Consider the following 25,570-nt stretch of genomic DNA (forward strand, 5'->3'; position numbering starts at 1 on the left):
GGCGTCCTCGCGCAGTTCGGCGGCGTGATGCTGGCGTTCGCGTTCATCGCGACCATCGGCATCCAGGGCCTCGTCACCCAGTGGCTCCTCGTCAGCTTCGGGGTCGACATCTTCGGTGACGGCGTCTGGCTCTACCAGGTGCCGGGCCTGCTGCTGCCCTACCTCTACTTCCAGGTGCCGCTCATGGTCATCACGTTCATGCCGGCGATGGAGGGCCTCAAGCCCCAGTGGGCCGAGGCCAACGCCACGCTCGGCGGTTCGCGGTGGACGTACTGGTCGCGCATCGCCGGCCCGATCCTGCTGCCCTCGTTCCTGGGCAGCGTGCTCCTGCTGTTCGCCAACGCCTTCTCCTCCTACGCGACGGCAGCCGCGCTGATCAGCCAGGGCGCCCAGATCGTGCCCCTGCAGATCCGCGCCGCGCTGGTGAGCGAGACCGTGCTCGGCCGGGAGAACATGGCCGGCGCACTCGCGCTCGGGATGGTGGTGGTGATGGTCGTCGTCATGGGCGCCTACTCGGTGCTGCAGCGGCGGACGGCGAGGTGGCAGCGATGAGCACGATGAGTCGTGGACGACGCCGCGCCACCCACGGCTCCGCGCCGTCGCCCATCACCCGCACGATCATCCTGGTGGTCATCGGGCTGATCTTCGTGATCCCCATGGTCTCCATGCTGGAGTTCTCGCTCCGCGGTGGGCTCGACGGCGGCTACGACCTCGACCACTGGACCGGCATCGTCGCACCCGAGAACGAGCGCACCTACCGCGGGCTGTTCACCAGCGTCACCAACTCGCTCGTGCTGGCGGTGATCACCGTGGCCATCATGCTCGTGCTGCTGGTGCCCACCATGATCCTGGTCAAGCTCCGTCTCCCCAGGCTCGAACGGGTGCTGGAGTTCGTCTGCCTGCTGCCGATCACGATCCCGGCAATCGTCCTGGTGGTGGGCCTGGCGCCGGTGTACTCCGTCGTCGCCCGCATCTTCGGCTCGGACACGTGGACGCTGGCCTTCGCGTACGGCGTCCTCGTGCTGCCCTTCGCCTACCGGGCGGTCCAGGCGAACCTCGCCTCGATCGACGTGGTCACCCTCTCCGAGGCGGCCCGCACGCTGGGCGCCGGCTGGGGCACCGTCCTCGGCCGGGTCATCGTGCCGAACCTGCACCGGGGCATGCTCTCGGCGTCGGTCATCTCGGTGGCGGTGGTGCTCGGGGAGTACACCCTGGCCTCGCTGCTCAACCGCAACAACCTGCAGACCGCCATCGTGCAGGTCTCCAGGTCCGACCCGTACGTGGCCGTGATCTTCGCGCTCCTGGCCCTGCTGTTCGGGTTCGTCCTGCTGTTCCTTATCGGCCGCGTGGGCACCTCGCGGCGTGGAGGGAAGTCATGACCACCGCCACCGCGGTCCGTACCGGCACCCGCGTCGAGCTGCGCGACGTCGTCAAGGAGTTCGCCGCGCAGCGGGCGCTGACGGGGGTGAACCTCACGCTCGAGCCCGCCGAGCTCGTGGTGCTCCTCGGCCCGTCGGGCTGCGGGAAGACCACCGCGCTGCGCTGCCTCGCCGGCCTGGAGGACGTCACCTCCGGGTCCATCCTGCTCGACGGCGAGGACATCGCGTCCACCCCGACGAACCGGCGGGATCTGGGCATGGTGTTCCAGCAGTACTCGCTGTTCCCGCACATGACCGTCGTCCAGAACGTCGAGTTCGGGCTGCAGATGCGCAAGGTCGCGGCGGCCGAGCGACGCCGACGCGCCGTGGAGTCGCTCGAGCTCGTGGGCCTGGGACCCCTCGGCGGGCGCTACGCCCACCAGCTCAGCGGCGGTCAGCAGCAACGGGTGGCGCTGGCCCGGTCCCTGGTGACCCGACCGCGCGTGCTCCTGCTCGACGAGCCGCTCTCGGCCCTGGACGCCAAGGTGCGTGTGCAGTTGCGCGACGAGATCCGCCGCATCCAGACCGAGCTGGGGATCACCACCCTGTTCGTCACGCACGACCAGGAGGAGGCGCTCGCCATCGCCGACCGTGTGGCCGTCATGCGCGACGGCGCCATCGAGCAGATCGGTACCCCCGAGGAGCTCTACGGCAGCCCCGCCAACGCGTTCGTCGCCGACTTCGTCGGACTGAGCAACCGCCTGCCCGGCGAGCTCCGAGGCGCCGAGGTCACGATCCAGGGCCTGGCGCTGCCACGCCTGGGCGACGCCGTTCCCGACGGTCCCGTGACCGCCTACGTGCGCCCCGAGGACATCGAGTTTGCCGCTGCCGGGGTGCCGGGAACCGTCGTCGCCACGAGCTTCCTCGGCTCGTTGCGCCGCACGCAGGTGCGGCTGGCCGACGGGGCGGTGGTGCTGGTCCAGCACGGCGCCGACACGGTCCCGAACGCGGGTTCCGCCGTGCACCTGACGCTGCGCCCCCACGCCGTCGCGGTCGAGCCGCGCACCGCGGCCTGAGGGCCGCCACCCGTCACGACCGGGCCGCGTGGGCCGAGCGCTAGCGCCAGATCGCGGCCCAGTCGGCACCGGGCGCCCCGAGCCGGGTGCCCGGCGGTGAGCGCGCCACGCCAGCCCACGGTGCCGACGATCGGCGTGGTCTTCCACCAACGGCCCGCCAGCAGACCGGACACGATCACGACGGGGATCATGGGCCCTCCCGCGCAGTAGGTGTGATCTACACGGTTCGCCACCGCCCCGTGGGAGCCCAGGGTCCGGTGCCGCGGACGAGGGCCCCGATCCCCGCTACCGCACCCGTGGGCGTACGCGAGGTGCACGGAGCACACACAGGCCCCAGCAACCCCGGCCGGGACGGTCGGGGCTGCTGGGGCGTACGTGCCAGAGGCCGGTGTGGGCGGCCGCGGGTGCGGTGGCGTTGCGAGGCACCTCGGCCAGAGCCGGTGCTCAGTGCTGGTGCGCGGTCGCGTGCTCGGCGACCTGCTTGCGCACGTCGTCCATGTCCAGCCCACGCACGCCCTCGACGAGCTGCTCGAGGCTCTTCGCGGGCAGCGCACCGGCCTGCGAGAACACGAGGACGCCGTCCCGGAACGCCATCAAGGTCGGGATCGCGGTGATCTGGAGCTGTGCGGCGAGCGTCTGCTCGGCCTCGGTGTCCACCTTCGCGAACGTGATGTCCGTGTGGGTCTCGGACGCCTTCTCGTAGATCGGGGCGAACTGCTTGCAGGGGCCGCACCAGTCGGCCCAGAAGTCGACCAGGGTGATGCCCTCGCCGTTGATCGTGCTCTCGAACTCGTCGGTGGTCAGGTTCTTCGTGGCCATGCTCGTACTCCTTGCCTCCACGGCCGTCGAGGTCACGACGGCTTCGAACGTTCGTCTACGTCTCAACGCAGCACTCTGTTGCGTATTCCTCGATGATAAGCGTGATACCCCGCCAGGTATTCCCGTGGGCTCCCGCCCCGGCCATGGTCCGCTTCTCACCCGGGCCCGGTCCGGTGCCGTCCTGGCCGGATCCGGTTCCCGACCGGCCGGATCGGGCCCGCCACCGGGACAGATCGCCGCCGGCGCTCCCCACGGCGGGGTGTGCGCCCGTACCCTGGACACTATGAGCGAGACCTTGCTGACCCCGGCGTCCGGCCCCGTCGCCGACGATGCCGCCGCCGCGACGCCGGACGTCGCCCGCGAGGCGGCCCGGGCGGGCGTCGTCGCCGCCGCCACGGCCGCGAAGAAGGCCTCCCGCGTCCTCGCCACCGCGACGCGCGCCACCAAGGACGCCGCGCTGCACGCGATGGCGGACGCACTCGTCGCCGACGCCGCACGCATCGTCGAGGCCAACGCCGTCGACCTCGAACGCGGCCGCACCACCGGGATGAAGTCCTCCCTGCTCGACCGCCTCGCGCTCGACGACGCCCGCATCGCCTCCATCGCCGACGCGCTGCGCGAGCTCGCCGCGCTCCCGGACCCGGTCGGTGAGGTCGTCCGCGGTTCCACGCTCCCCAACGGGCTGCACCTGCGCCAGGTCCGGGTCCCCATGGGCGTCGTCGGCATGATCTACGAGGCCCGCCCCAACGTCACGGTCGACGCCGCCGGCCTGGCGCTGAAGTCCGGCAACGCCGTCATCCTCCGGGGCGGCTCCGCTGCCGCGAGCTCCAACGAGGTCATCGTCGCGATCCTCGGTGACGCCCTCGAGGCGCAGGGCCTGCCTCGGGCCCTCGTGCAGTCCATCGACGCGCACGGCCGCGCCGGGGCCGTCGAGCTCATGCGCGCCCGCGGCCTCGTCGACGTTCTCGTCCCGCGCGGCGGGGCCGATCTCATCCAGACCGTCGTGCGCGAGTCCGTGGTCCCCGTCATCGAGACCGGCGTCGGGAACTGTCATGTCTTCGTCGACGCCAGCGCCGACGTCGCCAAGGCGGTGCCGATCGTGCTCAACTCCAAGACCCAGCGCACCGGCGTGTGCAACGCGGCGGAGACCCTGCTCGTCCACCGCGACATCGCGGGGGAGTTCCTGCCTGCCGTCCTGGGGGCCCTGCAGGAGAAGGGCGTCACCATCCACGGCGACGACGTCGTCGCGGCCGTTGCGCCGAACGTCCCCGGCCCGCTGCGGTTCGAGCCCGCCACCGAGACCGACTGGGAGACCGAGTACCTCTCCCTCGACCTCGCGGTCAAGGTCGTCGACTCCCTCGACGACGCGCTCGAGCACATCTCCCGCTACTCCTCCGGGCACACCGAGGTCATCTGCACCCAGGACGTGACGTCCGTGCGGCGCTTCACCACCGAGCTGGACTCCGCCGCGCTCATCGTCAACGCCTCCTCCCGGTTCACCGACGGCGGCCAGTTCGGCCTCGGCGCCGAGATCGGCATCTCGACCCAGAAGTTGCACGCCCGCGGCCCCATGGGTCTCGCCGAGCTGACCACCACCAGCTGGATCGTGGAGGGCGACGGCCAGATCCGGGAGTAGACCTGTTCACACGAGCGCGTTCGATGGGGGACGATCTGACCATGGAGCCCGTCGTCGTGGACGAGACCGTGACCGACCTCGACTACGTGCTGGCGACGGCGCGGGCGGCACACGCCGCGATGACGGGCGTCATCCAGGGCAAGGACGACGCGGTGCGCACGGCGCTGACCGTGCTCCTGGCGGGCGGGCACCTCCTCATCGAGGACGTCCCGGGTGTGGGCAAGACCATGCTGGCCAAGACGCTCGCCAAGACCGTCGACTCCACCGTCCGCCGTATCCAGTTCACCCCGGACCTGCTGCCCTCCGACGTCACCGGCGTCAGCGTCTTCGACCAGGACGCGCGCACCTTCACCTTCCGCCCGGGCGCCGTCTTCGCCAACGTCGTCGTCGGCGACGAGATCAACCGCGCCTCCCCGAAGACGCAGTCGGCGCTGCTGGAGGCGATGGAGGAACGGCAGGTCACCGTGGACGGGCGCACCCACGCGCTGCCGGCCCCGTTCATCGTCATGGCGACGCAGAACCCCCTCGAGATGGAGGGCACCTACCCGCTGCCCGAGGCCCAGCGGGACCGGTTCATGGCCAGGATCTCGATGGGCTACCCGTCCGTGCGCGCCGAGATGGAGATGCTGGCGGCGCACGCCTCCCACGACCCGCTCGAGGCGCTCCGACCGGTCACCGACGCCGCGACCGTCGCCGCAATGGTCGGCACCGTCGCCCAGCTCTTCGCCGGCCCGGCCGTGCGCCAGTACGTCGTCGACCTCGTCACCGCCACCCGCGCCAGTCCCTACCTGCGCCTGGGGGCGTCGCCGCGCGCCGGGCTGCAGCTCCTGCGGGCTTCGCGCGCGCATGCCGCCCTCGAGGGGCGCGACCACGTCCTGCCCGACGACGTCCAGCAGCTCGCCGGGGCCGTCCTCTCCCACCGCGTGCTGCTGACCGGTGAGGCCGAGGTCGGCGGTGTCACCACCCGCGACGTGGTCGCCGCGCTCGTCGCCGAGGTGCCGGTCCCGGCGGGCCCACGATGAGGCTCGGCCCACCATGATCCGGCCCCGCCTCACCGCCCGCGGCTGGGGCTTCCTGGGCGTGGGCGCCGGTGTCGCGCTGCTGGCCGTCCTCCTCGGGTTCCCCGACCTCACCCGGGTGGGGGTGCTGCTCGCCGGGCTCCCGATCCTCGCGCGGCTCCTCGGTCTGCGGGGCGTGCCGCGGCTCGCGCTGACGCGCACCGTCACCCCCGCGCGCCTCGCCCCCGGCGACGACGCCGTGGTGCGGCTCGTCGTGCGCAACGTCGGCCGCCGGGCGACGCCGGCATACCTGGCGGAGGAACGGGTCATGGGCGGGGCCGGCGCGCGGCTGTTCGTGCCGCCCCTGGGTGTGGGTGCCGCGCACACGGTGAGCTACCGCCTCCACGGCGCCACGCGCGGCGTGTACGCGGCGGGCCCGCTGACGTTGGAGGTGCCGGACCTGTTCGGGTTGACGAGCGGCCGCCACGAGCTGCCCGGCGCCGCCGAGATCATCGTGCTGCCTCGCGTCGAGCCGCTCGGCGGGGCCGGGCTGCGACGCGTGGGCGACATCGGGGAGCGGCCCGTGCCGCACACCGTCGCCTCGCACGGCGAGGAGGACGTCAGCACCCGGCAGTACCGCCACGGGGACGATCTGCGCCGCGTCCACTGGCCCGCCACCGCCCACCGGGCCCAGCTCATGGTGCGACAGGAGGAGCAGCCCGCCCGGCGCCGCGCCGCCCTGGTACTCGACGCCCGCCGCGGGGTCCACGCCGGCGAGGGCGAGGACAGCTCCTTCGAGTGGGCGGTCAGCGCGCTCGCCTCCGCCGCGACACACCTCGCGGCGCGCGGGTACGCGTTCTCGCTCGCCACCGCGGAGACGGTCCGCTCGGGCCTCGCCGAGCGCACGCTCGACCTCGACCACGTGCTGCTCCAGCTCGCCCTCGCCGAGCCCGTGCTGGACGACCTCGACCACCAGCTACGGGCCGCGCGGGGCAGCCACGCGGGCGTCGTCGTCGCCGCGGTCACGGAGTACGACGAGCTCACCCTGCGGCGGGTGGCTGCCGTCCGACCCACCGGGGCCCTGGGGGTGCTGCTGCTGCTCGACGCCGGCACATTCGTGCCCTCGGCCGTGCCCGCCTCGCCCGACGCCGACGCCGAACCGGTGGGCCGGCACCGCATGGACGTCCTCGCCGGCCGCGCGAACACCCGGGCCACCCGCGCAGACACCCTCGCCGGCCAGGTCGCCGCCGTGGGGTGGCGCACCGCCGTCGTCCGGGGCGGCGAGGACGTGCGCGGCCCCTGGACCCGCGCGACGGCGAAGGGTGTGGGCGGCCCCGGTGCGGGAGCGGGAGCGGGAGCCGGAGCCGGGACCGGAGCGGGGGCGGGAGCGGCCGCGGCGGGCGGGCCCGGTGCGAGGCTCGGCACCGGTGCGGGGCCGGCGAGCGGGAGGTGGACATGATCGCCCGGGGGAGGTGGGGCACCGCCTTGCTCGCCGCACTGACGACGCTCGCCGGCGGCTGGTCCGTCTCGACCCTGCTGGACGCCGACACGGCGTTCGTGCCCACCGTCATCGCGGTCGCCGTGGTGGTGCTCGTCGGAGGCCTGGCCCGCACCGCCCGCCTGCCCGGCCGGCTCGTCGTCGTCGCTCAGCTCCTGATCGCCCTGCTGGCCGTGAGCTGGTTGCTGCTGCCCGGCCACCACCGGTACGCCCTGCCGGCACCGTCGATCCTCGACGAGGTCGCCCGGCTGGTGGCGCTCGCGCGCGAGACCATCCAGATCGAGACCACCCCCGTGACCACCAACGAGGGGATGGTGCTGCTCACCGTCGTCGCCCTCACCGGCGTGGCCGTCGCGGTGGACGCGCTCGCCGTCACGTACGCGATGCCGGTGGCCGCCGGGCTGCCGCTGCTGGTGGTGGGCACCGTGACGGCGTCCAACACGGGTTCGCCGCAGCCACCCTGGTACTTCCTCGCACCCGCGTCGTGCTGGCTCGCGCTGGTGGCACAGCAGGGCCGCCGCCGCGTACGCACCTGGGCCGCCCCGACCGCCGGCTCCTGGAACGACGACATGGCCGTGCGGCCGGTGGCCCGCCGTTTCAACGCCCACGCGCGGGTGCTCGGTGTCGGCGCCGTCGCGCTCGCCGTCGCGGCGCCCGTGTTCCTCCCGCACCTGCCCCCGGCCGACATCATCAAGAACGCCACGAGCCTCGGGCCGGGCGGGGACGGGATCAGCTTCACGGAGACCCTGGACCTCGCCGCGGACCTCGGCAGCCGCAGCCGCGAACCGGTCCTGGTGTACCGCAGCGACGACCCTCGCCCCACGCCCCTGCGTGTCCTCGTCTCCACCACCTACGAGGACGGGCGGTGGCAGCCGCCGGAGCGGGGCCGCGGCCCGGCGCCCGAGACCCCGCTGCCACGGTTCGTCGACGGCATCACCCAGGTCCCGCGCCGGATCGAGGTGACCCACAACGACATCCGTGCCCCCCAGGTGGCGGTGCCCTACCCGCTCATCGATGCCGACTTCCCGGGCACCGACTGGGCAAGGGACGGCGAGACCGGCACGGTGGCTGTCGCGCGGCAGCCGGAGCAGTACCAGGCGGTGTACACCAGCATCGTCGGGCGGCTCCCGGACGGAGTGGGCGAGTACGGCGCCCCCTTCCCGGGCGACCCGCAGCTCCTCGCCGTCGACTCGGTCGCCGCCGACCGCGTCGCCCTGCTCGCGGCCGATCTCACCGCCGGTACCGTCAACCAGGTGCAGGCCGCGCGGGCGATCCAGGAGTACCTGCGCGGCCCGGACTTCACCTACTCGCTCACCCTCGCTGACCCGGTACAGGGGCCCGACGGCGCCCCGCTCGACCCGGTGAGCCACTTCCTCGAGACCAGGCAGGGCTACTGCGTGCAGTTCGCCTCCGCCATGATCATGCTCTCGCGTGCCGCCGGGATCCCGGCGCGGCTCGGTGTCGGGTTCCTGGCGGGGGAGGAGCAGAGCGACGGCTCCCGGGTGGTGCTCGCCTCCGACGCCCACGCGTGGCCGGAGCTGTACCTCACCGGTCTCGGTTGGACGCGGTTCGAGCCGACACCGGGCATCCGCACCGGCGCCGCCCCCGTCTACCTCACCCCGGCGGACGTCGGCGGCGACGTGGCCACGCCGGAGGTACCCGCCCGGCCCGAGCGTCCGGACACCGACCCGGCCCAGCGGCCACCCGACGCCGGCTCGGCCGACCCGGGCCTCCTCGCAGAGATCCTGCCCGCCGTCGTCGCCGCGCTCGCCGGGCTGGTGCTGCTGGCCGTGCTCGCGTCCGTGGTGCCGCTCGCCGGGTGGTGGCGCCGCACCGGCCACCGCCGGCGGGCGCGCGACGACGCCGCGCACGTCGAGGCCCAGTGGCAGGCGTTGGTCACGTCCCTGGCCGACCTGGGGGTGGCGGCTCCGGTGAGCGCGACGCCGCGCCAGTCCCGCGAGCACTACACGCGGTCCGTGCCGCTCGCCGGGGCCGAGGAGGCCCTCGACCGCGCCGCCGGGAGGGTGGAGCGGGCCCGCTACGCACCGGGATCGGTGGAGGTCGGCACGATGGCCGACGACGTCCGCGACGTCACCGCACGGGTGCGGTCGGTGGTGCCGGGGCGGGTGCGCCTGCGAGCCGCGGTGTGGCCGGTGAGCGGCGTGGCTCAGGTGCGTGACGTCGTCGGGCGCACCCGGGCGAGGGTGCGCGGCCGGGTCGACCGGGTGGGTTCCGCCCGCCGTTGAGGCTCGGGCGGCTGCTGGCGTTCGGCTACGACCTCGCGGGCGACTCCGCCGAGCTCGACCCGGGCGTGCTGACCACGGGCGTCTGGGCGGCCTGGTCCGCGGGCGGGTAGCAGATGCCGTCGGCGTCGCAGTACCCGGCCCCGTCACCGCCCACACCCTCCAGCGCGGACACCGGCACGATGCCGGAGAGGGTGGAGAGTGACAGGGACGCGAAGGCATCGCTGCCGGACAGGCCGGCCGGGCCCGCGACGCTCACCTTCGCTGCCCCGGCCTGTCCGGCGCTCATCGGACGGCCTCGGTCGCGACGTCGGCGGTCAGGTCCTCGCTCGCGCGACGCAGCGCCTCGCCGAACACCTCGGGGCTCTGGGCGCCGGAGACGCCGTACTTCTCACCGATGATGTAGAACGGCACGCCGCGGATCCCGATCTGCTGGGCGGCGCTGATGTCCGCCTGCACCGCTGCGCGGTAGGTGCCGGCGGCGAGCGCCGCCCGCACCTCGTCGGCGTCGAGGCCCACCTCGGCGGCCAGGGTCACGAGTTCGTCGTCGTGGCCGACGTGCGTGCCGTGCTCGAAGTACGCGGAGAAGAACTTCTCGATGAGGTCGAGCTGCAGGCCCTTGGCCTTGGCGAGGTGGAGGACCTCGTGCGCCTTGAGGGTCTTGGTCTGCTTGACGTTGTCCCAGTCGTAGGAGAGGCCCTCGGCCTCGGCGAGGTCCTTGACCTGGCTGAGCATCTGGTCGACCTGCTCGAGCGGCATGCCCTTGTGGCCGGCGAGGAAGTCTGCCGCGGAACCCTCGAAGTCGATCGGGGTGTCGGGGGAGAGCTCGTAGGAGTGGTACTCGACCGCAACGTCGCCGTCGTAGTCCTGGACCGCCTTCTCGAAGCGGCGCTTGCCGATGAAGCACCACGGGCAGGAGATATCGGACCAGACATGCACGGAGATGGGTTCGCTCATGGGGGTGCCAACGCACCGGGGGCACGAAGCATTCCGGCCCGGTCGAAATGGCAAAAAGGCCCCCTCCCTCGACGGGTGGTCGTGGGCCGTGTCGCGCCCGCTTCGGTTCCCATTCGGTCCGAGAAGGAGGAGGATGGACGGATGGCCACCAGCAGCGGCACTCGTCCGCACCTCAAGAACAGTCCGTTCAACGCTGGGCGTGAGGCCGAGGTACGGGTCGGCGCGCCGATCCCCGTGGGCGAACAGGTCAGCCACGATCGCCACGGGCTCGGAAAGGTCGTCGCCCTCGACGGCACCAACGTCATCGTCGACTTCGGCCACGGGAACCGGCGGCGCATCCCGCTCGCCAGCCCCCGCCTCGAACGGCTCTGACCCGACGGCACTGACAACCCCCTGCTCCGGTGCGGTGGAGGTTCACCGCCGCAGCGGTGAGGATGCTGCCATGACGTCTTGGCACGAGCACGCGATCTGGTGGCACGTCTACCCCCTCGGCTTCCTCGGGGCGGAGCCCGACGACGCCCCGGCCGACGTCGCCGGGCACCACGACCTGCGTCGGCTGATCGGCTGGCTCGACTACGCCGTCGACCTCGGCGTGAACGGGCTGGCTCTCGGCCCGGTGTTCGCCTCGACCAGTCATGGGTACGACACCGTGGACCACTACCGGATCGACCCCCGGCTCGGCACCCGGGAGGACTTCGACGCCCTCGTCGCCGCCGCCCACGAGCGCGGCCTGAAGGTCATGCTCGACGGCGTGTTCAACCACGTCGGCTCGCGCCACCCGGCGTTCCTGCGTGCCCTCGCCGGCGGTCCCTCGGCTCCGGAGACCGCCCGGTTCCACCTCACCTGGGACGACGACGGCGCCCCGTCCTGGCACGCCTTCGAGGGCCACCAGCACCTCGTCACCCTCAACCACGACGACGACGGCGTCACGGACCTCGTCGTCGACGTGATGAAGCACTGGCTCGCCGCCGGGGCGGACGCCTGGCGCCTCGACGCCGCCTACGCCGTCCCGTCGTCGTTCTGGGCGAAGGTGCTGCCCGCCGTCCGTGCCGACTTCCCCGAGACGCTCGTCGTCGGCGAGGTGATCCACGGGGACTACCCGCAGATCGTGGCGGAGTCCGGGATGGACACCGTGACGCAGTACGAGCTGTGGAAGGCGATCTGGAGCTCGATCAACGACCGCAACCTCTTCGAGCTCGAGCACGCCCTGGGCCGCCATGACCACATGCTGGGCTCGTTCGCGCCGCTGACCTTCCTGGGCAACCACGACGTCACCCGCCTGGCGAGCCGGCTGCGCGACCGCCGGCACCTGCCGCACGCGCTCGCCGTCCTCTTCACGGTGGGCGGCATGCCGTCCGTGTACTACGGGGACGAGCAGGGTTTCGAGGGTGTGAAGGAGGACCGGCCCGGGGGTGACGACGCCGTCCGGCCCGCGTTCCCGGACCGTCCCGCGGACCTCGGCCCGGCCGGGTGGCCCACCTACGCCCTGCACCAGGAGCTCATCGGCCTGCGGCGGCGCCACCCGTGGCTGTACCGGGCCCGCACCCGGGTGCTCGAGCTCAGCAACGAGCTCCTCGTGTACGAGACCGCCGCGGGGGAGGAGCGGCTCGTCGTCGTGCTCAACCTCGCGGACGTGCCCGTGCAGGTGGCGGAGCCGGTCGGCGAGGTGCTCGCCGGGACGGCGGACGTGCGCTCCGGCTGCGCGCACGTGCCCGGCAACGCCTGGGCCGTGCTGCGCTGAGGCCGACGGCGGCACGGACCTCGGCACCGGTCGTCATGGGCTCGAAATCGTGGAGGGGGCGGCTGGTGCGACACCTGGATCGAGCCGGTCACCGGACCGGCGAGGTGCCGAGGGGCGCCGCCACGCGAACCCGGAACGGGTCCGCACCCGGTCGGGCAGACGTGTCACACTGGACCCCTGGGACCGGGAGTTGAGGAAGGAATCCGATGAAGAGCTCGCTCATGAGTCTTGCCGCGGAGGCCGAGGCCACCGCCGAGTCCGCCGGCATCAACCCCTGGGTGGTCGGACTGATCACGTTCGGGATCCTCATGCTCCTGCTGCTGCTCACGTACGGCTTCCGCAACGTCCGCACCCGTCACTGACGGCTGGTCCGAGGGAGTCATGGTCCGGGACGAGGGGCGCAGGAGACGGGTCGGTGTCATGGGTGGCACCTTCGACCCGGTGCACCACGGGCACCTCGTGGCCGCCAGCGAGGTGCGCGGCGCCTTCGACCTGGACGAGGTCCTGTTCGTTCCCACCGGTGAGCAGCCGTTCAAGCGGAACCGCCGGGTGACGCCGGCCGAGCACCGGTACCTCATGACGGTGGTGGCGACGGCGTCGAACCCGCGGTTCAACGTCTCCCGGGTCGAGATCGACCGGCCGGGGACGACGTACACGATCGACACGCTGCGCCAGCTTCATGAGGAGATGCCCGACGCCGATCTCTACTTCATCACCGGCGCCGACGTCCTCGCGCAGATCCTCAACTGGAAGGACGCCGACGAGCTGTGGTCGCTGGCGCACTTCGTCGGCGTCACCCGGCCCGGTCACGAGCTGGACCCGGCGGGTCTGCCCACCACCGGCGTCTCGCTGATGGAGGTGCCGGCCATGGCGATCTCCTCGACCGACTGCCGCCAGCGCGTGGCCGCCGGCAAGCCTGTCTGGTACCTCGTGCCGGACGGTGTGGTGCAGTACATCAACAAGCACGAGTTGTACCTCGACGGCAGCGGGCAGGACGAGCAACCCCCGACGACGAGCAACCAGGGTGCGCGCGCGCGCGCCGTAGGAGCAGGGCAGTGACGTTGCAGGACGATTCGCACGGTGGCACTGCGGCACGCGGGGAGCGGCGCCGACGGCGTGAGGCCGAGCGTGCGGCCCGGGAGGCGGCCGAGCAGGCAGCGCCGGAGGTCCCACTCACCCGGCGGGAGCTGCGCCAGCGCGCGCTCGAGGAGGAGGCGCGCCGCAACGGGCTCGTCAGCGGTGACGTCCCGCTGGGAGCCGCGAAGTCCGCGGACGCACGACCCGCCGCTGACGTGGAACCTTCGGACGCCCGGCCCACGACCGACACGACTGAGGTGAAGCCCGCGCGGCCGACTGCCGACGCGTCCGCCGACGAGCGCCCCGCGGATCGGGTGCGACGCGCGGGCCGGGCCGCTGCCCCACGGCCCTCGGACGTCGCGCCGACCGCCGACTCGGCGTCCACTCCTCCCACAGGGGTCGGTTCGCCGTCGATCTCCGTGCCCGCCGCCCGCCCTTCCACGCGCGTGGCCCGCCCTTCCGCGCGCGTGGCCCGCCCGACGTCGTCCCCTTCCGCGCCGACGGCCGGCTCACCCTCCGCCCCAACCCCGGTCCGCCGGTCCGTGCGCGAGCTCTCCCGAGACGCCGACGACGCCCGTGGGGTCGACGCAGACCGGGCGCCGACCGCCCGGACCGGCACCATGCGCCGTCCCGTGGTGCGGGCACCGCACGAGGCCCGGGGCATCCGCTCGCTCGACGCCACCGGCACGCTGACCGGGGTCCAGCCCGTGACGCCGCTGCCCCCCGATCAGGAACGGGCCCGGCCCGAAGAGGAGGCCCCGGTCACGGTCGACCCGGCCGCCTGGGAGTCCGCCGTCGCGGTGCCCGCCATCGACCTCGGGCCGGGTTCGGGCTCCGCCGAGCTCGGGGGGCCGTCCACGAGGTCGCCGGCGCGGGCCGCCAGGGCCCAGACCGCTCCCGCCCGCCCGGCCGCGCGTGCATCGCTCGCGCCGCAGGAGGACGAGCCGGGAGTCTCGCCCATGGCGGACCGAGGCAGCGCCGGCAGGCCCGACGAACCTGACGCCGTCGACCTTTCCGACGGCGAGCACGACGCCGACCCGCCGGACCACGACCCGGTCGACGAGGAGCTCCCGAGCCCGCAGTGGACCCCGCTGTCGGAGTTCAGCGCGCCGTCGTCCGCGTCGGGGGACGAGGCCGGCAGCGGGTCTGTGCCACGCGCGGCGCCGGCCGAGACGGCGCGGCGGCCGCTGCGGGACCGGTTGGCCGAGCAGCCACCGAGCCCCGGCTCCGCCGAGTCGCCCGAGGACGACGACGAGGACGACTCCGACGACCGGCCGCACCTTCTCGCGACGATCGTCAAGGTGGTCATCCTGGTGGTCGCCGCCGTGATCATCGGCGTGATCATCGGGCTGCTCGCCTTCACCGGCGACCAGGCCGGGGCCATGCCCGCGGCGGAGCCTCGGCCCGCACCGACCGCCCCACCGAGCGCGTAAGATCGCCGGGACCGTTCATCAGAACACGAGGAGACCCGTGCCCGCAGACGACCGTTCCCGCCACCTCGCCGTCGCCGCGGCGCGTGCCGCGGCCGACAAGAAGGCCCAGCAGATCATCGCGCTCGACGTCAGCGAACGCCTGGCCCTGACCGACGTCTTCCTCGTCACCTCCGGGGCGAACGACCGCCACGTGCGGTCCATCGTCGACGGCATCGAAGAGGCGCTGCACAAGGAGGGCGCCACGGCGGTCCGCAAGGAGGGGCAGACGGAGGCGCACTGGGTGCTCATGGACTTCGGCGACATCGTCGTCCACGTCCAGCAGGAGCAGGACCGCGAGTTCTACGCGCTGGAGCGACTGTGGAAGGACTGCCCGCTCGTCGAGCTGCCGGCCGACCTGGACGGGCCCGAGGGTGAGGAAGAGCGCGAGCTGGCATGAGCGCCGGCACCCTCATCCTCTGGCGTCATGGCCAGACCGAGTACAACGCCACCAAGCGGCTCCAGGGGCAGTCCGACATCGCCCTCAACGACACCGGCCGGGCCCAGGCGGCCGCGGCGGCCGAGGTGCTCGCCACGCTCGCCCCGACGCGCATCATCACCTCCGACCTCGTTCGGGCCCGTGACACCGCGCAGGCGCTGGGAGACCTCACCGGCGTGCGCGTCGAGCCCGACGCCCGCCTCCGCGAGCGCAACTTCGGCGTCTGGGAAGGGTTGACCGGGGAGGAGATCCGCGCCGGGTGGCCGGTGGAGCATGCCGCGTGGCGCGAGGGACGCGATCCCGAGGGCACCGGCAGCGAGAGCCGGGCCGCGACGGGCGCCCGCGTGGCCGCGGCGGTCGCCGAGGCCGCCGCCGACCTCGGGGCGCACGACGTCCTCGTCGCGGTCGCGCACGGCGCCGCGATCACCTGCGGCCAGACCGTGCTGCTCGGCCTCGACGCCGCGGGCTGGTTCGGCCTCACCGGCCTGGAGAACTGCCGATGGACCTCGCTGCACCCCAACACCGGGCGCTTTCCAGCCTGGCGGCTGGCCGGGTACAACATCGGCGTCTGAGGCCGGCCGACACCCGTGGGCCGGATCGAGGCTCGTCGGCCGGGCCGGCGCACCGGGCCCTGGGGCGGAGTGGTCGGGAGTGGTCAGCATCACCCGGCGGGCGTCGACACGGATTGGTGCTCGCGGCCCGGGATGCCTTAAAGTGGTCCAGGCCCCACGGGGCACGCGGGGCTATGGCGCAGTTGGTAGCGCGCTTCCATGGCATGGAAGAGGTCGAGGGTTCGAATCCCTCTAGCTCCACCAGAAGGTCGTTGTTCAAACCAACGACATTACCGGTTTGAGTTCCAGACTCCGCCGTCCGTCCTTGTTGGCGGACGGCGAGGGTCTGGACGTCGGGGTTGAGGAACACGTTGAACGGGACGCCGGGTTCGCCGTGGATGGTGTCGTCGTCTTGGACGATGAGCTTGTCGAAGAAGGCTTGGTTGGCGATCCGTCGCAGTGAGTCGTCGATGCTCATGTAGATGGCGTGCATGTCGCCTGCGAGGGCGAGGCAATCGTCCAGGTGGGCTTTCGCTTGGTCGTACTCGATGTCGCCGGCGTTGATCTGCGCGTCGAGGAACACGAGCCGTCGGGCGATGCGATGCTGCTCGGAGCCGAGCAGGTCGAGGGGCACGGCTCCGGCGTAGTGGGCCTGCATGAGTTTGGTGCGCTCATCGCGGAGCGCGTCGCGTTCGATCTTGTACGCCTGGCTCTCCTGCTTGGCGACGGTGTGGAGCCGGTCGAACTCGCTGGTGACCAGCTCACGGAGCGCGGTCACGACGTGTTCGGGTATCTGCACGTCGCGGTAGTAGTCCTCGACGGCGGCTTCGATGTCGGGCACGAACATGGACTTGCGCTCGCAGTTGGTGCGCTTCGCGTGCCGGCCGGAGCACATGAAGTACGGGTAGACGACCCCGCGGCGGCTCTTGGCGTTGGTCAGCGTCAGCCGGGACCCGCACTCCCCGCAGTACAGGCTGCCTTTGAGGTAGTGGTCGTGGGATTGGGTCTTCTCCCCGGAGGTCTGATGTGCGGTGAGCACGGCTTGGACCCGGTACCAGACCTCGGGCGCGACGAGCGGTTCGTGGAGCCCGTCGTAGCTGGCGCCGCGGAACCGGACGCTGCCCTTGTAGTAGGGATTGGTGAGCATCTTGTGGATCGTGGACAGCACCGGCGGCTTCGAGGGCCGCTTCGGGGTCGGGACCGTGGTCAGGCCACGGTCGGTGAGTTCTTCACGCAAGCTGATGGTGGAGTGGTTCCCGGTGGCGTAGGCCTCGAACGCCCATCGCACCAGCGGGGCACGGCCGGGGTCCACCTCGACGGTGCGGACCTCGCGGCCGAGTTCGTCGCGGCGGGTGACGTTGAGGTAGCCCATGGGTGCTTTGCCGTTGGTGCCGCCACTGAGCGCCTTCTGGTTCATGCCCTTGGAGACCTCGCCAGCGAGGTTGCGGGAGTAGAACTCCGCGATGGTCGACATGATGCCGTGCAGCAGCATCCCCGACGGGGTCTCGTCGATGTTCTCGGTCGCGGAGACGAGCATGACCCCGGCCTCTTTGAGGGCGAGGTGGATGGTCACGTCATCGGCGCGGTTGCGGGCGAGCCGGTCGACCTTGTGGACGATGCAGTAGGCGACCTGGTGTGTTTGGACGTACTCGATCATCCGCATCAGCTCGGGCCGGTCGGCCTTGCGGGCGGACTCACCGGCGTCGATGAACTCCTCGGTGATGACGGCGTTCAGGTCGCGGGCCTTGCGCAGGTTCGCCTCCCGCTGGGCGGGGATCGAGAAGCCCTCGGCACGGCCGCCGCGTTCGGCTTGTTCCTTGGTGGACACGCGCAGGTAGGAGACCGCCATGGTGGTGGTCTCACCGATTCGGTCCAGAGCAGTAGTGGCTGGTGGTTGTGTAAAGGTCACGGGTCGTGTTCCCTTCCCCGGATTGATCGGGGCCAGCACAAGCGGCGGTTACCGCTTGGTGCGGTGCGACTCGTAAAAGGGAAACACGACCCAGCCGACTCGACATCGGAGCCTGCTGGGTAAGCCACGAAGGCCAAACAGGACTGCGCACCACGCCCGAACCGGAGGTTCAGTCGTTGGCTTCTTGCTGGTCCGATTCTACCTCGCTGTCCCGACATGCGTCGGGAACCGGCGACACGGTGTCCGGTGCGGGACGGGCGCGGTCTTGTTCGACGCGGGAGCGGGCCATGCCGATGAACAGTTGCGCGAGCTTGTGCAGGTCGGGTGTCTCACGCGGCTCGGCCTCGATCCGGTAGTCCCGCATCCGATCCGGCAGCCGCTCATCCCGGCCGGGCGTTTCTCGGTGCGTCATGAGATTTCTCCGGTGCGTTCATCGAGGGTGCGGAAGAACGCCTCCTCGGCTTCGCGGCGGGCCTCGACTTGCTCGAACACGAACTCCACGAAGTCCTCGCCACGGTCGGCGATGATGACGTCCTCGACGGGCGGGGCGGGGTCTTCACCTGGCCAGACGGTCTGCCGGGTGCGCCGGTCGCGGTCCAGGCGGGTGCCGGAGGCGGCGACCCATTCGCGGAGCCTGTTGCGGGCGTCGGCGAAGTCGCGGTGCCAGCCGACGGGTGCCGAACCGTTCTGTTCGGGGTCGTAGGCGCACAGCCAGTGGATGTGCAGGGCGGACAGCTCCCACATCAGTTCGGGGTGTCGGTGCCAGAACGGCGGGATCACCGCAGCGGGGAGCCCGTAGGTGCGGCGAAGCCACGCCACCCAGTCGTTCAGCGCCAGCCACTCCTGTTCCAGGTCGTGCGCGTTCAGCAGGTTCCAATTCACCGGGTGCGGCGGCTCCGCCACGTCATCTGATGGGGTATCGGTGCCGGGGTCGTCGTCCGGGTAGTCGGGTTCGTCTGGTCCGGGGGTGTATTCGTCCATCGTCAGCGTCCCCTTCGGTTACATGCTCACGGCCGCAGGCGACTGCGTGACGGGGCGGTGCTCGGGAGCGGTGAACGCGGCCGCGTCCCGCTCAGGCGCCGCCCGGCGAGGTGTGCGGTCGACGTCGTAGCGGCTGCGGGCCATGTCGTGCCCGAGCCTGCGGGCGACGAACTCATCCCCCTCCAACGCCTGACCATCGCGTTGGTAGGTGTATTCGCGGACGTAACCCTCGGCGATGAACTTGTCGCCCTTCGCAAGTCGTTCGTGGCCCTGCTCTGCGGCGGCCTTGAACGCGACCAGGTTGTGGAAGGTGGTCTCCAACTGGGTGAACGACCCGTCGCCCTCCTGCCGGTAGTGCTCCTTGCCGACCTTCATGTACAGCCGGGCATCGCCATTCTCGGTGCGCGTGAGTTGCGGGTCGGACGCGACGAAGCCCGAGAACGACTGCTGAGTCTGGATAGCCATCGGAATCTCCTCCTGAAACGCGGCGTCCCCGGATCGGGATCGCTGGTGTCAGGCAGGTGCACACCCGACCCCGGCGTGCGCGGTGGGTCAGGAACCAGGGCGACGCAGCAGCGCCTCGATCTCGGCCCGGTCGGTCTTCAGCTGGGCGGCATCGGGCCGAGAAGGCCAGGCGCGTAGGTCGGTGATGATCGGTGGTGCGGCGCGGAGGAGGGTGACGCCGGCACCGAATGGGAGGGTTCTGATCCGGTCTGGCGGGAGGATCGCGACGCGGCGGATGGAGCGTTGGTTGGAGCGGGTGCCGTGGTCGCCGAGGGTGACGGAGTCGGTGTACTCGTCGCGTTCGCCGATGAGCGTGCTTAGGTCTTGGAGGTCGCGGGAGTTAGAGGCGCCGCCGAGGATGATTTTGACGATGCTGGCGTCCCAGATTGCTCCGGCGGCGTTGTCGTTCCATTTGTCCCGTGCTTGGGCGAGGGACTGGAGGACGGGCAGGGTGGTGATACCGGTCCCGCCGCCCTCAGCCATCAACGTCGGCAGGCTTGGCAGGGGTGCGAGGTTGCCGATCTCGTCCAGGGCGAGGAGCAGGGGCGGGTCGAGGCGTGCGCCGGGTGAGCGGGCGGCGATCCTGCGGGCGGTTTCGATGAGGTCTTCGACGAACGCCGCGACGAGCGCGGCGGATGCGCCGGCGCCGGCGCCGGTGGCAAGCAGGTAGAGCGTGCCGCGGTCGCGGATGAAGGTTTCGGGGTCGAAGCCCTCACCTGGCCCGGGGGAGACTGCGTCGAGGACGCGCGGGTCGGCGAGGGCGCCGAGGGCCAAGGCGACGCCCTGCCAGATCGAGTCCCTCGTTTTGGGGTCGGCGTCGATCATCGCTCCGAGGGAGTCTGCCCACCCGGTGGCTGCTTGAGTGGTGTTGGTGAGGATGGCGACGGCTTCGGCGGCGGCCGCGGGGTCGAGGGTCCAGCGGAACAGCTCTGCTGGTGGCCGGTGGTCCAGGGCGGCGGCGTGGAGGAGGGCTTGGAGTGCGGTGCGGGTCTTGGCTTCCCAGAAGCCGCCGGATTCGACCCCGCCGGCGGACAGGCCGGTCGCGGCCGACAGGCCGGTGGCGCGGATCATCGCCGTGAGCGGATCCTCGCATCCGCGGATGGGTGACCAGCGCATCCCGGCGGGGATGCCTTCGGCGAGGTGTTGGGGATCGAACACCGCCACCGGCCGGCCGCCACGCTGCCTCGCGCGGAGGGTGGAGGTGAGGTTGTCTGGCCGGGTGCTGGTGGTGACGACGGCGCCGGGCGCGTCGAGGATCGCGGGGATGACGATGTGTAGGCCTTTGCCGGAGCGGGGCGGGCCGATGAGCAGGATCGAGTCTTCTACCGACGCCCACACGTCGCGCCCTTTGGACGCCCCGATCCGATAGCCGACGTCCGACGGCGAGGGATCGGTTAGGGATGCGCGGAGTATCTCGGCTCGGCGTAGCAGCGCTTTCGTTGAGGCGCTCTGGGTGATGTCGTGGGCTGTGGCGGTGCCGGCGAGGCGGCGCGGGTCGGTCTCGACCCGGCGGGAATGGCGGCACAGCCGCACCCACACCCATACTCCGGCGGTCATGAGCCCGGCCAGCATCGCTGCGGTGATGATCCAGTATGCGATGGGGTTGAGCCGGTCGGCGTCGAGCGCGGCGGCTGGGTTGCCGGGGTTGAACAGCACTCCGAGCCCGGCCGCGGGGCCGGCCTCGGGTTGGGGTGTGCCGGTCAGGAACGCGGCGACGGAGCCGGAAACGCGGAGGATGAGCGCGATTCCGAACATCCCCATCAGGGCGATGAGCGCGGCGTTGGTCAGCTCGTCGCCGAACGACCCACCCTGCCGCCCAGACGGGGTACTCACGGCAGCCGCCGCACGTGGATAGTGCCCGAAATGCGACCGAACAGAATCACCTCGCCGCCGCCGCCATCGGATTGCAGCGACCGGAGGTGACCCCGGTCCAGGAGCGCGCGGGCATGACCGGTGCCGGTGGCATCAGTGTGGGAGATGATGACCGCGGCGGCGATGTCCTCGCCGGGCACGAACCCCTCGCCGGTCACTTCCACCAGGTCTGGCCGCCGCTTGCTGCTGGCCTTGACCTGCGTGCCCCCTTCGGTCTCGGCGTCGGTGTCTGGTGGTTCGGGCGCGCGGCGGCGGGCGCGGATGATGTCGGTGAACACGGTGCCGTCGCTCTCGTGCACCTCGATGCGCACCGTGATGGTTCGGTCGCGGGTGAGGGCGTCCAGCAGGGGCCCGAAGGTGCTGCGCGTCCACGCGTCGCCCTCCGATGGTGGGACGTCGGTGCCGTCGAGGGTGACGCCCAGGGCGCCAGTCTTGGTGATGGTGATGACCGCGTGCGGCAGCACGACCGCCGTGTCCTCCGGTTCCGGCCCGGTGGCGCGGCGTGGGGGTTTGCGGGTCATTACTTCACCCCCGAGGTGAGCCGGGAGCTGGTGTCGAACAGTGCCAGCTCGGCGGGATGGAGTTGGTGCTGGGTGACGAAGGACCGGTCCTTGATCCGCCACAGTGCCTGCCCGACGCCCAGGCTCGGCAGCAGCTTCTGTTCGGTGCCGGTGAGGCCGAGCGCCTGGGCGGTGGGGCCGAGCTGGTCGGATTCTTGCCGGTAGACGATCCGGGTCTCAGCATTGGCCAGGAGTGAGTTCGCGAGGGAGCGCATCGCCGAGCCGGCGTCGCCGACGTTGTCCAGGTCGGAGAGTTTGTGGAAGATCAGCATGTTCGCGATCCCGTAGTGCCGTGCCAGGCGCCAGTGCGCGTCCATCCGCTTCAACAACGCCGGGTGGGACATCAGCCGCCACGCTTCGTCGTAGATCACCCACCGCTGCCCACCGTTGGGGTCCAGCAGCGCGGACTCCATCCACGCCGACGAGCACGTCATCAACACCGAAATCAGGGTGGAGTTCTCGGTGACGCGGGACAGGTCAAGGCTGATCATCGGCAGGCTTGGGTCGAACCGGACCGTGCTGGGGCCATCGAACAGGCCGGCGAGGTCACCGGCGACCAGACGGCGCAGCGCGTGGCCGACGAGCCGCCCGTCCTCGGCCAACCTGCCGTCGGCGGACGCGTCCGGGGCGAGGATGCGGTCGACGACCATCGGCAGGATCGGCACAGTGTTTTCTGCGACGACTGCGGTGAGGGCAAGGTCGATCGCGGTGTGCTCCAACGGCGTCAACCCGCGTGCCAGGACGGTCTCGGCTAGAGCGCCGATGAGGTCACGGCGGCGGGACGCGACCGTGATGGCCCACTCCTGATCCGACAGTCCGGTGGGCCGGTGGCCTTCATCGAGGGGGTTGAGGCGTGTGTTCAGGCCGTGGCCGAGAACGATTGCTCGTCCGCCGACTGCGTTCGCGACGGCGGTGTGCTCGCCTTTCGGATCGCCGGGGACGTAGACGCGCCGCCCGAACGGCAGCGACCGCGTGTACAGCGACTTCGCCAGGGAGGACTTGCCGGAGCCCACGATGCCAGCGAGGACGACGTTGGGGGCGGTGATCAGCCCGCGGGCGTAGAGAACCCAGGGGTCGTAGACGAACGAGCCGCCGGAGTAGAGGTCTTGGCCGACGAACACCCCCTCGGAGCCGAGGCCGCCTTCGGCGACGAACGGATAGGCACCCGCGAGGGTCGCGGAGGTGTCCTGGTGGCGCGGGAGGTGGAACCCGCCCGGTGTGCGCAGCGCTGTAGTGCCGGGCTCACCGGCGGCGGGTAGGTAGGTGGTGGCTCTGCGCTCGGCACGTTCCGCCTCGGCTTTTGCCCGGGCCGCGGCCTGCTCGGCACGGTGCTGCTCGGCATGGAGGCGCGCGGCGGCCTGTTTGCGTTGCTTGCGGAGTCGGCGACGGTCGGCGGTCGGGGCGACCAGGACCGAGGTGTGCAGGCGTTCGGGCTCGCGCGTGCTCATAGCGACAACCCCCGCTCGACCGATCCTGAGGAGCGGGCCGGGCCGGCGAACCAGTCCGGCTCCGCACCCACCGGAACCTGCCTTGTTTGCGCGGACGCTGGCGTCACTGCGGTCCGGGGCGTGCTCGGATCGAGTGGGCCGACGCCGCGGATGGCCTCACGCGCTGTCACCACGTCGGTCTCGTCGATGGTCGCATCGGGTAGGGCAGCGGGGTGTGCCCGGAGGAGATTGACGTGCCCCATGAACGGGTTGTAGGTGAGGGTGTAGTCACCGTCCGTGACGACCCGGTCCAGCTGGCCGGTGGGTGGTTCGTCGTAGACGTACCCGTTCTCCAGTGCCGCGTCGGTGGTTTCCTCCCCGTAGTCCCAGCCGCGCAGGTGCGTGATCGCCGCGTCGGGGCCGTCGCGGTTGATCAGGTCGAGCACTTCGTCGGCTTCGGAGCCTTGGAGGAAGACGACGCTGAGCCAGCGCCGCGGTGCTTCCGTGGACACTGACTCCCGGTCGAGTTCCTGCGCGGGGATGTGCCAGGCGATGCGTCCCGAATGGGTCATCGCGGCATTGACTCGCTCCTCAGCTCCATCGAGGAGTGCTCCTGCGTGGTGCAGGTCGTCTGCCGCGGCGAGGGCTTCGGAGGCGCCGATCGCTTGGTCACCGTCATCGTCGTGAGCGCGGCCGCGATGAACGAGATGGGCGGTGCCGAGCTGATCGAGTACCTGCCGCAGCGACCGGACGCCCGAGAGGAGGTCACCGAGCACGCTGTAGGTGCCGGCAGGGTTGTCGAAGACCCGGCTGGCGTGCGCGAGTCCGCGCAGCGCCTCGGAGGCTTCGCCAGCATCCTGGAGTGGGTCGTGATACGTGGGCATGAGCGGCCTCCTGCGGCTAGCGCGAAGCCCCGGGCATCGGGGTCGACTCTCAGGTGCACGCGCGCTCACACGGCGGAAGGACCGGGGTGTGTGTGCGGGGCGTCAGATGCGGCGGCACAGCGGCAGCGCGGCGGCGGTGAACGCGGCGGCCTGCTGTCCGACGAGCAGCCGGGTTTCGCAGGACGCTTGGATTGCGGCCTGCTCAATCGCGGACACACCGGCCTCCAGTTCCTCGACGGTGGGTGCGGAGACGCTGATGAGGCCGGTGAACCGCAGCACCCCGTGGCCAGCGGTCAGATCGGCCTCTTGCTGGAGCACGTCGTGGTACTCGGCGGTCTGGGTGGCGTCTTCGATCTGCCCGATCTTCGCCCGCTGGGCGGCGTCGGAGATGTGCTCGACCTTCTTCTTCCGGATATCCCGGGCGGCTTGGTCCGAACGCATCGGAGTACACAGCAGCGAGAACGAGCGTTGGATGCCGGTGGACAGCAGCACCGGGGACAGGAAGCCGGGGTAGACCATCGAGCGCGGCCATTCCGAGACCCACAGCACCGCGTGGTGGGCGGAGTCGGTGCGCAACCGGCTCCAGGACTCGTTGACGGCGACGGGACCAGCGGTGGCGAGGTGCTGGCCGAGTTCGCCGTGGCGCTCCAGGGTCGCAGCGATCGCCGGGTCATACGCGCTGCGCAGGATCACCGCGATCTGTCCCGGGCTCAGCCATCCCGTGGGCTTCAGGTCGGCTGAGCGCAGCGCCGCGGTGAGGGTCGACATCTCCTGGCGCAGGACGGCGGCGGCCCCGCGGATGCCGCCGCCGGCGGTCCTGATCTGCCGGGCAGCGGTCTTCATATCCAGCGACAGGGACAGGGTGGTGGCGTGTCGTTCCCCGGCCGGCCCGGCACGCTCGATGAGTTCGGCATAGGTGGTTGCGGCCCAGCTGTCGTCGGCGGTGCCGTGGGAGGCCCACCATTCAGCGAGCCCGGTACCGGAGTCCGGCAGCGTCCGTTCCAGGACTTGCAGGGTGGCGATTCGTCCGGAGCGGCACACCGTGGCCAGCACGCGGCCCCAGGAGGTGACGCGGCGTTCCTGCTCGCCCGGGTCCAGGAGCACGAACGCGGGATGGGTCACCTCGCAGACCACGGTGAGGGTCGCAGCGTGGGGGTCGTGGATCATCCCGGCCCCGGTGTCGGGGTCGGTGTACTCGCGCAAGCGCGCCATGTCGCCGGGCAGCGCGAGCGTCCCGGCCGGCCGGGGTGCCACGATGCGGCGCCGATAAAGGAGTTGCCCGCAGGTGCTGCGCCACAGCCACCAGCACGCCACCGGCAGCCATTCCACGGCCGGGTGTCCGGCGACGGGTACCCACGTCAGGGCGGCGGCGAGAACCCAGACGGGGGCGGTGTAGGCCAGCAGGATGCCACCGCCGGCGTAGAGGGCGCCGACGACGGCGAGGACGCCGGTGGCGAGGGTGATGAGCTGGGCCAAGGACAGGCCAAGGAGAATGCCACGGCGGGTGAGCCGGGAGAACTTGACCGGCACCAGCTCGGTGGAGGACTCCTTCTGCTTCGTGGTCATGGCCG

At 71.6% G+C, this 25,570-nt stretch carries 25 protein-coding genes, 1 tRNA gene and 1 pseudogene; 15 read left to right on the forward strand and 12 right to left on the reverse strand.

The window, feature by feature from the left end; all coding sequences use genetic code 11:
- The 3 genes from ACYC1Z_RS03620 to ACYC1Z_RS03630 all read left to right on the forward strand — a co-directional run.
- Nucleotides 1-552: ABC transporter permease (locus ACYC1Z_RS03620; protein ID WP_461408175.1), on the forward strand; the 552-nt coding region annotated here is incomplete at its 5' end.
- A complete protein-coding gene (locus ACYC1Z_RS03625) occupies nt 549-1,379 on the forward strand; it encodes an ABC transporter permease (protein WP_461408176.1) in 831 nt (276 codons plus the stop codon). The genes ACYC1Z_RS03620 and ACYC1Z_RS03625, both read left to right, overlap by 4 nt.
- Complete coding sequence (locus ACYC1Z_RS03630; RefSeq protein WP_461408177.1) at nt 1,376-2,434, forward strand: ABC transporter ATP-binding protein; 1,059 nt, start codon at nt 1,376-1,378, stop codon at nt 2,432-2,434. Before ACYC1Z_RS03625 ends, ACYC1Z_RS03630 begins: the two co-directional genes overlap by 4 nt.
- 444 nt (nt 2,435-2,878) lie before the next feature.
- On the opposite strand, the gene trxA is transcribed toward ACYC1Z_RS03630, so the two are convergent.
- Nucleotides 2,879-3,253 carry a thioredoxin gene (trxA, locus tag ACYC1Z_RS03635; RefSeq protein ID WP_461408178.1) on the reverse strand — a complete coding sequence of 125 codons (375 nt, stop codon included), beginning with the start codon at nt 3,251-3,253 and terminating at the stop codon, nt 2,879-2,881.
- A 283-nt stretch (nt 3,254-3,536) separates the two neighbouring features.
- Between trxA and ACYC1Z_RS03640 the strand changes: the two genes are divergently transcribed.
- From ACYC1Z_RS03640 to ACYC1Z_RS03655, 4 genes are read left to right on the forward strand one after another with little or no spacing between them, the layout of a single operon-like run.
- The gene (locus ACYC1Z_RS03640) at nt 3,537-4,889 is read left to right on the forward strand and encodes a glutamate-5-semialdehyde dehydrogenase (protein ID WP_461408179.1); all 1,353 of its coding nucleotides are present in this window, start codon (nt 3,537-3,539) and stop codon (nt 4,887-4,889) included.
- A 23-nt stretch (nt 4,890-4,912) separates the two neighbouring features.
- A complete protein-coding gene (locus tag ACYC1Z_RS03645; protein ID WP_461408180.1) occupies nt 4,913-5,911 on the forward strand; it encodes an AAA family ATPase in 999 nt (332 codons plus the stop codon).
- 13 nt (nt 5,912-5,924) lie between these two features.
- Nucleotides 5,925-7,346 (forward strand): DUF58 domain-containing protein, encoded by a 1,422-nt coding sequence (locus ACYC1Z_RS03650; protein ID WP_461408181.1) that lies wholly within the window; start codon nt 5,925-5,927, stop codon nt 7,344-7,346.
- A complete protein-coding gene (locus tag ACYC1Z_RS03655) occupies nt 7,343-9,631 on the forward strand; it encodes a transglutaminase family protein (protein WP_461408182.1) in 2,289 nt (762 codons plus the stop codon). The genes ACYC1Z_RS03650 and ACYC1Z_RS03655 overlap by 4 nt, the downstream gene beginning before the upstream one ends.
- Before the next feature lie 25 nt (nt 9,632-9,656).
- Here ACYC1Z_RS03655 and ACYC1Z_RS03660 read toward each other — a convergent pair whose 3' ends face one another.
- Together ACYC1Z_RS03660 and ACYC1Z_RS03665 are read right to left on the reverse strand one after the other, a co-directional pair.
- Nucleotides 9,657-9,917, reverse strand: coding sequence for a hypothetical protein (locus ACYC1Z_RS03660; RefSeq protein WP_461408183.1), 261 nt, complete (start codon nt 9,915-9,917; stop codon nt 9,657-9,659).
- Nucleotides 9,914-10,585 carry a DsbA family oxidoreductase gene (locus ACYC1Z_RS03665; RefSeq protein WP_461408184.1) on the reverse strand — a complete coding sequence of 224 codons (672 nt, stop codon included), beginning with the start codon at nt 10,583-10,585 and terminating at the stop codon, nt 9,914-9,916. Before ACYC1Z_RS03665 ends, ACYC1Z_RS03660 begins: the two co-directional genes overlap by 4 nt.
- Nucleotides 10,586-10,726: 141 nt before the next feature.
- Here ACYC1Z_RS03665 and ACYC1Z_RS03670 point away from each other — a divergent pair, with 141 nt between their 5' ends.
- The 8 genes from ACYC1Z_RS03670 (at nt 10,727) to ACYC1Z_RS03705 (ending at nt 16,126) form a co-directional block, all read left to right on the forward strand.
- Nucleotides 10,727-10,957: a hypothetical protein gene (locus tag ACYC1Z_RS03670; RefSeq protein WP_461408185.1), complete on the forward strand. Its 231-nt coding sequence runs from the start codon at nt 10,727-10,729 to the stop codon at nt 10,955-10,957.
- Between the two features lie 70 nt (nt 10,958-11,027).
- Complete coding sequence (locus ACYC1Z_RS03675; protein ID WP_461408186.1) at nt 11,028-12,326, forward strand: alpha-amylase family glycosyl hydrolase; 1,299 nt, start codon at nt 11,028-11,030, stop codon at nt 12,324-12,326.
- 206 nt (nt 12,327-12,532) lie between these two features.
- Nucleotides 12,533-12,688, forward strand: coding sequence for a hypothetical protein (locus ACYC1Z_RS03680; RefSeq protein WP_461408187.1), 156 nt, complete (start codon nt 12,533-12,535; stop codon nt 12,686-12,688).
- Between the two features lie 19 nt (nt 12,689-12,707).
- Nucleotides 12,708-13,385, forward strand: a complete 678-nt coding sequence (nadD, locus tag ACYC1Z_RS03685; protein ID WP_461408188.1) for a nicotinate-nucleotide adenylyltransferase — start codon at nt 12,708-12,710, stop codon at nt 13,383-13,385.
- Nucleotides 13,386-13,945: 560 nt separating this feature from the next.
- Nucleotides 13,946-14,836 (forward strand): hypothetical protein, encoded by an 891-nt coding sequence (locus ACYC1Z_RS03690; RefSeq protein ID WP_461408189.1) that lies wholly within the window; start codon nt 13,946-13,948, stop codon nt 14,834-14,836.
- 37 nt (nt 14,837-14,873) lie between these two features.
- Entirely contained in the window at nt 14,874-15,272 is a 399-nt protein-coding gene (gene rsfS, locus ACYC1Z_RS03695; RefSeq protein ID WP_461408190.1) for a ribosome silencing factor, read from the forward strand.
- Nucleotides 15,269-15,883: a histidine phosphatase family protein gene (locus ACYC1Z_RS03700; protein WP_461408191.1), complete on the forward strand. Its 615-nt coding sequence runs from the start codon at nt 15,269-15,271 to the stop codon at nt 15,881-15,883. The genes rsfS and ACYC1Z_RS03700 overlap by 4 nt, the downstream gene beginning before the upstream one ends.
- A 167-nt stretch (nt 15,884-16,050) precedes the next feature.
- Nucleotides 16,051-16,126: transfer RNA gene (locus ACYC1Z_RS03705), tRNA-Ala, on the forward strand.
- A gap of 598 nt (nt 16,127-16,724) precedes the next feature.
- Here ACYC1Z_RS03705 and ACYC1Z_RS03710 read toward each other — a convergent pair.
- The 9 genes and pseudogenes from ACYC1Z_RS03710 to ACYC1Z_RS03750 form a co-directional block, all read right to left on the reverse strand.
- Nucleotides 16,725-17,711 (reverse strand): annotated as a pseudogene (locus ACYC1Z_RS03710) (recombinase family protein); the annotation flags it as partial.
- A 229-nt stretch (nt 17,712-17,940) separates the two neighbouring features.
- Nucleotides 17,941-18,183: a hypothetical protein gene (locus ACYC1Z_RS03715; protein ID WP_461408192.1), complete on the reverse strand. Its 243-nt coding sequence runs from the start codon at nt 18,181-18,183 to the stop codon at nt 17,941-17,943.
- Nucleotides 18,180-18,752 carry a hypothetical protein gene (locus ACYC1Z_RS03720; protein WP_461408193.1) on the reverse strand — a complete coding sequence of 191 codons (573 nt, stop codon included), beginning with the start codon at nt 18,750-18,752 and terminating at the stop codon, nt 18,180-18,182. Before ACYC1Z_RS03720 ends, ACYC1Z_RS03715 begins: the two co-directional genes overlap by 4 nt.
- An 18-nt stretch (nt 18,753-18,770) precedes the next feature.
- On the reverse strand, nt 18,771-19,217 hold the full coding sequence (locus ACYC1Z_RS03725; protein WP_461408194.1) for a single-stranded DNA-binding protein: 447 nt from the start codon (nt 19,215-19,217) through the stop codon (nt 18,771-18,773).
- A gap of 87 nt (nt 19,218-19,304) precedes the next feature.
- Nucleotides 19,305-21,089, reverse strand: a complete 1,785-nt coding sequence (locus tag ACYC1Z_RS03730) for a type IV secretory system conjugative DNA transfer family protein (protein ID WP_461408195.1) — start codon at nt 21,087-21,089, stop codon at nt 19,305-19,307.
- On the reverse strand, nt 21,086-21,649 hold the full coding sequence (locus ACYC1Z_RS03735) for a hypothetical protein (protein WP_461408196.1): 564 nt from the start codon (nt 21,647-21,649) through the stop codon (nt 21,086-21,088). Before ACYC1Z_RS03735 ends, ACYC1Z_RS03730 begins: the two co-directional genes overlap by 4 nt.
- The gene (locus ACYC1Z_RS03740) at nt 21,649-23,136 is read right to left on the reverse strand and encodes an ATP-binding protein (RefSeq protein WP_461408197.1); all 1,488 of its coding nucleotides are present in this window, start codon (nt 23,134-23,136) and stop codon (nt 21,649-21,651) included. Before ACYC1Z_RS03740 ends, ACYC1Z_RS03735 begins: the two co-directional genes overlap by 1 nt.
- Nucleotides 23,133-23,999 carry a hypothetical protein gene (locus ACYC1Z_RS03745; RefSeq protein WP_461408198.1) on the reverse strand — a complete coding sequence of 289 codons (867 nt, stop codon included), beginning with the start codon at nt 23,997-23,999 and terminating at the stop codon, nt 23,133-23,135. Before ACYC1Z_RS03745 ends, ACYC1Z_RS03740 begins: the two co-directional genes overlap by 4 nt.
- Before the next feature lie 102 nt (nt 24,000-24,101).
- Nucleotides 24,102-25,565, reverse strand: coding sequence for an SCO6880 family protein (locus ACYC1Z_RS03750; RefSeq protein ID WP_461408199.1), 1,464 nt, complete (start codon nt 25,563-25,565; stop codon nt 24,102-24,104).
- Nucleotides 25,566-25,570 lie beyond the last annotated feature (5 nt).

The organism is Georgenia sp. (assembly GCF_054605595.1).